This window comes from Chitinophaga sp. (assembly GCF_036569125.1).
Taxonomy (GTDB): Bacteria; Bacteroidota; Bacteroidia; order Chitinophagales; family Chitinophagaceae; genus Chitinophaga.
This window is the reverse complement of sequence record NZ_DATCRF010000523.1, coordinates 1-6,029: the sequence shown is the minus strand read 5'-3', so window position 1 is coordinate 6,029 and position 6,029 is coordinate 1. Positions and strand designations below refer to the sequence as shown.

Annotated in this window: 6 protein-coding genes; 4 read left to right on the top strand and 2 right to left on the bottom strand. The window is 50.9% G+C overall.

Annotated elements, in window-relative coordinates; genetic code table 11:
• From VIM87_RS19730 to egtD, 4 genes are all read left to right on the top strand, one after another.
• On the top strand, window positions 1-894 hold an 894-nt coding region (locus VIM87_RS19730), incomplete at its 5' end, for an ABC transporter ATP-binding protein (protein ID WP_331998662.1).
• Window positions 869-2,446 carry an ABC transporter permease/substrate-binding protein gene (locus VIM87_RS19725; RefSeq protein ID WP_331998661.1) on the top strand — a complete coding sequence of 526 codons (1,578 nt, stop codon included), beginning with the start codon at window positions 869-871 and terminating at the stop codon, window positions 2,444-2,446. The genes VIM87_RS19730 and VIM87_RS19725, both read left to right, overlap by 26 nt.
• A 62-nt stretch (window positions 2,447-2,508) precedes the next feature.
• Window positions 2,509-3,660 carry an ergothioneine biosynthesis protein EgtB gene (gene egtB / locus VIM87_RS19720; RefSeq protein WP_331998660.1) on the top strand — a complete coding sequence of 384 codons (1,152 nt, stop codon included), beginning with the start codon at window positions 2,509-2,511 and terminating at the stop codon, window positions 3,658-3,660.
• A 23-nt stretch (window positions 3,661-3,683) separates the two neighbouring features.
• Entirely contained in the window at window positions 3,684-4,676 is a 993-nt protein-coding gene (gene egtD / locus VIM87_RS19715) for an L-histidine N(alpha)-methyltransferase (protein ID WP_331998659.1), read from the top strand.
• A 181-nt stretch (window positions 4,677-4,857) separates the two neighbouring features.
• Here the strand turns inward: egtD and VIM87_RS19710 are convergent, their stop codons facing one another.
• Complete coding sequence (locus VIM87_RS19710) at window positions 4,858-5,340, bottom strand: DinB family protein (RefSeq protein ID WP_331998658.1); 483 nt, start codon at window positions 5,338-5,340, stop codon at window positions 4,858-4,860.
• 139 nt (window positions 5,341-5,479) lie between these two features.
• On the bottom strand, window positions 5,480-6,029 hold a 550-nt coding region (locus tag VIM87_RS19705; RefSeq protein WP_331998657.1), incomplete at its 5' end, for an alpha/beta hydrolase family protein.

Genomic DNA, 6,029 nt, shown 5'->3' with positions numbered 1-6,029 from the left:
GTATTATTAGGTACCAGCGGCAGTGGAAAAACCACTACCCTGCGCATGATAAACCGGCTCATAGAGCCCGGCAGCGGACAAATCACTGTAAATGGAAAGCTCATACAGGAGCAATCGGCCGAAGACCTGCGACGCGGCATTGGATATGTGCTGCAGAACAATGGCCTGTTCCCGCATTATACCGTGGCGGAAAATATTGCGGTAGTGCCCAAGCTGTTGCAGTGGGATGAGGCCCGTATCCGGGAACGTACGCTTACCTTAATGGAAAAACTGCATTTGCCACCGGCAGAGTATTCTGATGTATACCCCGCGCAGCTAAGCGGCGGGCAGCAGCAGCGCGTAGGGCTGGCGCGCGCACTGGCAGCAGATCCGCCGGTGCTGCTGATGGACGAGCCCTTTGGCGCCCTGGACCCCGTTACCCGTGCCAGCGTACGCAAAGAGTTCATGGCGCTGGACGAGCTGGAAAACAAAACCATTATTATGGTTACGCACGATGTGCAGGAAGCCTTTGAAATGGGTACCCGCATCGGGTTAATGGATGAGGGCCGCTTACAGCAAACAGGCACACCGGAAGAGCTGCTGTTTGCACCTGCAAATGATTTTGTTGCCAACTTTTTCCGTGATCAGCGCCTGTCGCTGGAATTAAAAACTTTAACACTGAACGACATAAAACCGTATTTACCACCGGCTGCCGGGTCTGATAATTACCAGCCGCATGTGCTGCCGGGAACCACCTCCTGCTGGGATGCGCTGGAACAGACCATGCATACGGAAGGCGTGCTGTCAGTGGATTTCAGAACAGAGGTATTTACGCTGGACAGCCGCTCCCTGATGACTGCATTGCAGGTGTACAAGCAAAACGCCGCTAATGGAACCACAACAAAGTCTTTTTGATTTTATACAACAGCAGTCGGGCAAGCTGCTGGAACAAACCCTCCAGCATATAGGCCTTACGTTTATATCGCTGCTGATAGCGGTGCTTATTGGCGTGCCCCTGGGCATTCTTATTACCCGTAAAAAAGTGCTGGCAGCACCCATCCTGGGACTGGCCGGTATTTTACAGACCATTCCCAGCATTGCCCTGCTGGGGTTTATGATACCCTTGTTAGGCATTGGCGCGCAACCGGCTATAGTAGCGCTTTTCCTGTATGCGCTGCTGCCCATTATCCGCAACACCTATACAGGTATTAAAGAAGTAGACCCCACAGTTACAGATGCCGCTATTGGTATGGGTATGAGCCGCAGACAGCTGTTATATAAAATTCAGCTTCCCCTGGCTATGCCGGTAATGCTGGCCGGCATCCGTACTGCCACTGTTATTAACGTAGGCGTGGCTACCCTGGCGGCGTACATCGCTGCCGGTGGTTTGGGCGAGTTTATTTTTGGGGGCATTGCCCTTAATAATACCAACATGATACTGGCAGGCGCCATTCCGGCAGCCTTGCTGGCAATTTTGTTTGATGGCCTACTGTCGCTTTTGCAGCGTGTGCAGTTACGCAAAGCCCGCAAAGCAGTTTACGCGCTCCCCGTAGCCCTTATCCTGCTATCCTCCTTTTACCTGCTGCCATCGGCCTACGGCACTAAGCTGGTGGCGGGTTTTACACCGGAGTTCATGGGCCGTAAAGATGGTAACCTGGGCTTAAAAAAAGTATACGGTCTTAACATACGCACGGTGGTTATCAGTGACATGATCATGTACAAAGCCGCCTACGAAAAAGAGCTGGATGTGATCAGCGGCAGCAGTACGGATGGCCGCGTGAAAGCCTTTGACCTGGTGGTGCTGGAAGATGATAAGCACATTTTTCCGCCCTATTATGCAGCGCCCATTGTACGCAATGCCACGCTGGAAAAATACCCGGAGCTGACACCTGCGCTCAATAAATTGTCTGGTACAATTAATGATAGCATTATGACGGAGCTCAACTACAGGGTTGATTATCTGAAGCAGGACCCGGCCCGTGTGGCAAAGGATTTCCTGGTAGCGCAAAAGCTCTGGTTACCCGCCCGCAACGGTACAAAAGGTACCATTCGTATTGGTTCTAAAATATTTGGGGATGGCTATATACTGGCCAATATGTACAAAATGCTGATAGACGGGTATACCGACCTGCAGGCTATTACCAAAACCGGCCTGGGAGGCACTAAGATCTGTTTTGATGCACTGCTGAACAACCAGATAGATATGTACCCCGAATACAGCGGCACCGGGCTGCTGGTAATACTGGCCGCCGGGCAGCAAACGGTTGATTCACTGATAGCGGACAGGCAAAAGGTATACGATTATGTGAGCAATGCCTTTATGCAACGTTACGGGATCCGCTGGTTACCGCCTATTGGTTTCAATAACACCTATGCATTGATGATGCGCCGGCAACAGGCCGCCGCACTGCATATAAAAAGTATATCTGAGCTAAAGGAATATTTAACGGTGAAAGGTAAAGAATAAGGAGGCCAAACAAAGCTTCCCGCTTTACATTTCACTTTTCGTTTTACGCAAACCTGTAATTCATGCACCTGAAAGATAAGTACGGCGTCGTACGCCAGCGATCCGAAACTATTTGTGCACCCCTGAAAACGGAGGACTATGTTGTACAGCCGGTAGTGGATGTAAGCCCGCCCAAATGGCACCTGGGCCATACCACATGGTTCTTTGAAACCTTTTTACTGAAACCTAACGTACCCGATTACACGGAGTTTGATGCGGACTACAATTTTGTGTTCAACAGCTATTACGAATCTGTTGGCGCACGCGTTATACGCACCAACCGCGGTAACCTGAGCCGCCCGGCTGTGGAGGACATTATGCGTTACCGTGAGTACGTGGATAAAGCCATGCTGCACCTGCTGGAACATGAGCTGCCGGCCGACCTGCAGGCGCTGGTGGTGCTGGGCCTGAACCATGAAGAGCAGCACCAGGAGCTGCTTTTAACAGATATTAAATATATACTGGGACATAACCCCTTATTCCCCGCATATGATAAGCAACGCAAGCCTGCCGCTGCACCAATGCACGACGGGCCGGAGTGGCTGGCCATGCCGGAAGGTATGTACAGCATTGGCTATGAAGGCAACGGTTTTTGTTTTGATAATGAGCAGCAACGTCATAAAGTGTTCCTGCAGCAGTACCAGATCAGCACCGACCTGGTGACCAATGCAGAGTACCTGGATTTTATGGCTGCCGGCGGATATACTGATTTCCGCTACTGGCACGCCGAAGGCTGGGACTGGGTAAAGCAGCAGCAGGTAAAGGCCCCGCTGTACTGGCATGAGGTAGATGGTAAGTGGATGAATTATACCTGGCAGGGCTTACAGCCGGTGGATGGTGATGCGCCGGTATGCCACATCAGTTACTACGAAGCCACTGCCTATGCCGCCTGGAAAGGCAAACGCCTGCCCACCGAATTTGAGTGGGAGGCCGCAGCGCCGCAGCTGCAATGGGGTACCCGCTGGGAATGGACGGAGAGCGCCTACCTGCCCTACCCCGGCTTTACAAAAGCTCCCGGCGCCATTGGGGAGTATAACGGCAAATTTATGGTAAGCCAGATGGTGCTGCGCGGCGGTTCAGAAGTAACCCCGCCGGACCACAGCCGCATTACCTACCGTAACTTTTTTCATCCTAACCTGCGCTGGCAGTTCACCGGGATCCGGCTGGCACAGTAATATATCATGACAAATATTCGATTATGCATACCACTGTAATTCACACATTGCCGGCGCCGGGCGTAGCTTTGGAGCCGTTGGAAGTCTTTTACCAGGACGTGGTGCGCGGGCTTACCGCTACCCCCAAATACCTGGATTCCAAGTATTTCTACGATGCGGCCGGCGATAAGCTGTTCCAGCAGATCATGCAATGCAGGGAGTATTACCCCACGGATTGTGAAATGGAAATTATGACGGAGCAGGCGGCACAGATCGCGCAGGCTATTGCCGGCCAAACCACCAGCTTTGACCTGGTGGAGCTGGGCCCCGGCGATGCCACCAAATCCATACACCTGCTGGAGCAATTGCTGCATACTGGCCTGGATTTTACCTATTACCCTATTGATATTTCCACCAACGTAATAAACACGCTGGAAAAAACGCTGCCGGAAAAATTACCGGCCCTGCAAATACAGGGGCTGAATGGAGAGTATTTTGAGATGGTGCAGCGGGTGGCAGAAATGAGCAACCGCCCCAAGGTGCTGCTGTTCATGGGCGCCAACATTGGCAACTTTACGCCTATTATGGCCCGCAAGTTCTGCCGGCAGCTGCGTAGCTGCATGCAGCCCGGCGACCTGCTGATGGTCGGTTTTGATCTGAAAAAACATCCAAAGATCATCCTGAATGCCTATAACGATGAAGCAGGTATCACCAGCGCCTTTAACCTGAACCTGCTAACCCGCATTAACCGGGAGCTGCAGGCGGATTTTAATACGGATATGTTTGAGCACTACCCGGTATATGATCCTATGACCGGCGCGTGTAAAAGTTACCTGGTAAGCCTGGAAGACCAGGACGTGCATCTTTGTAATGATGTAACCATCCACTTCCAGCAGCATGAGCCCATTTACATGGAAATATCCCAGAAATACAGTCTGGAAGAAACCACGCAAATGGCCCTGCAAACCGGCTTTCAGCCGCTTACCTGTTTTACGGATACCAAAGGGTGGTTTGCAGATTGTATGTGGAAAGTGTGAAGATGTGCAGATGTGCAAATATGCAGATGTGCAGATGCTTGAATTGATTGATTATTGAATGATGTTTATTAAATAAAAATGTGCAGATAAAACGGGCCAATCCCCTTTATTATCTGCACATTTCTTTTTAAACATACGGCAGGCATTCATCTGCACATCTGCATATTTGCACATCTGCACATCAATCCCAGGCTCCGAGCAGCCTTCTCAGCACAATAATTTCACCGGTATGGTAACTGGTATGATCTGCAATGAGCATAGCCTCCCGCAGCAGATTTTGCCCACTGCCATGCTCAAAAGGCGTGTAAAGATCTACGCCCGGCTCGTCTAATAATTTGAGGAATTCCTTACGCTCCCGGTTTACCTGCGCAATGCTCTCTTTCCAGGCATTGGCATCTTTTGGGGCGTGCTCTTTAGGCCAGTAACCTTCCGGCCAGGGTGGCGACTGGTGTTTAGGATTGCGGGAAAATTCCAGGATATCCCATTGCGTAATACGGATGTGCTCCACCAGCTGCCATACGCTGTATGGCATATTCTCCGGCACCTCGCCTCTTAATTTGGCGGGCAGCTCTTTTACCGCATCCTCAAACGTAGCATGCGCATGACCTCCGTTGATCAGCTCTTTCAGCGCTTTTATTATAACATCATTAGTATCTTTCTTCATAATTAAAGTTTAAAGGCTACAGGCTCATTATGCAACAACAAACATGCCTTGCTTAACTGCATTCAAATATAAAACGGCCGGTGTTCATTGTAACACCGGCCGCTCTATTATTAATTATTCATTCTTAATTATTAATTCCCTAACGGGGGCCCGGCGGGCAGTACTGCCGCAGGTACTGAGTATACAGGTTAGACAGGTGCCGGCGTGTGCCCTCCCCTTCGCTAATGCTGTGTGTGCGGTTAGGGTAAGCCATGAACTGGAATACCTTGTTGTTTTTGATCAGCTCATTCAGCAGCATTTCTGCATTCTGGTAATGCACGTTATCATCGCCGCTGCCATGTATGTATAACAGGTGCCCCTGCAGGTTCTTGGCATAAGTAATGGGCGATCCTTTTACAAAATCTTCCCGGTTCTCCTGCGGCAGGCCCATATAACGCTCCTGGTAAATGTTATCATACGTAAGCTGGTTGCCTACGGCAGCAACGGCAATACCGGTTTTGCAGATCTGCGGGTACTGGAACAGGAGGTTCAGCGTCATAGAGCCGCCACCGCTCCAGCCCCATACGGCTACGCGGGAAGTATCCATATAAGGGCGCTTCAGCAGCTCGGTAGCAGCCATGGCCTGGTCGCGGGAGTTAATGAGGCCTACCTTGCGGTAAATACATTTACGCCACTCGCTGCCTTTGGGC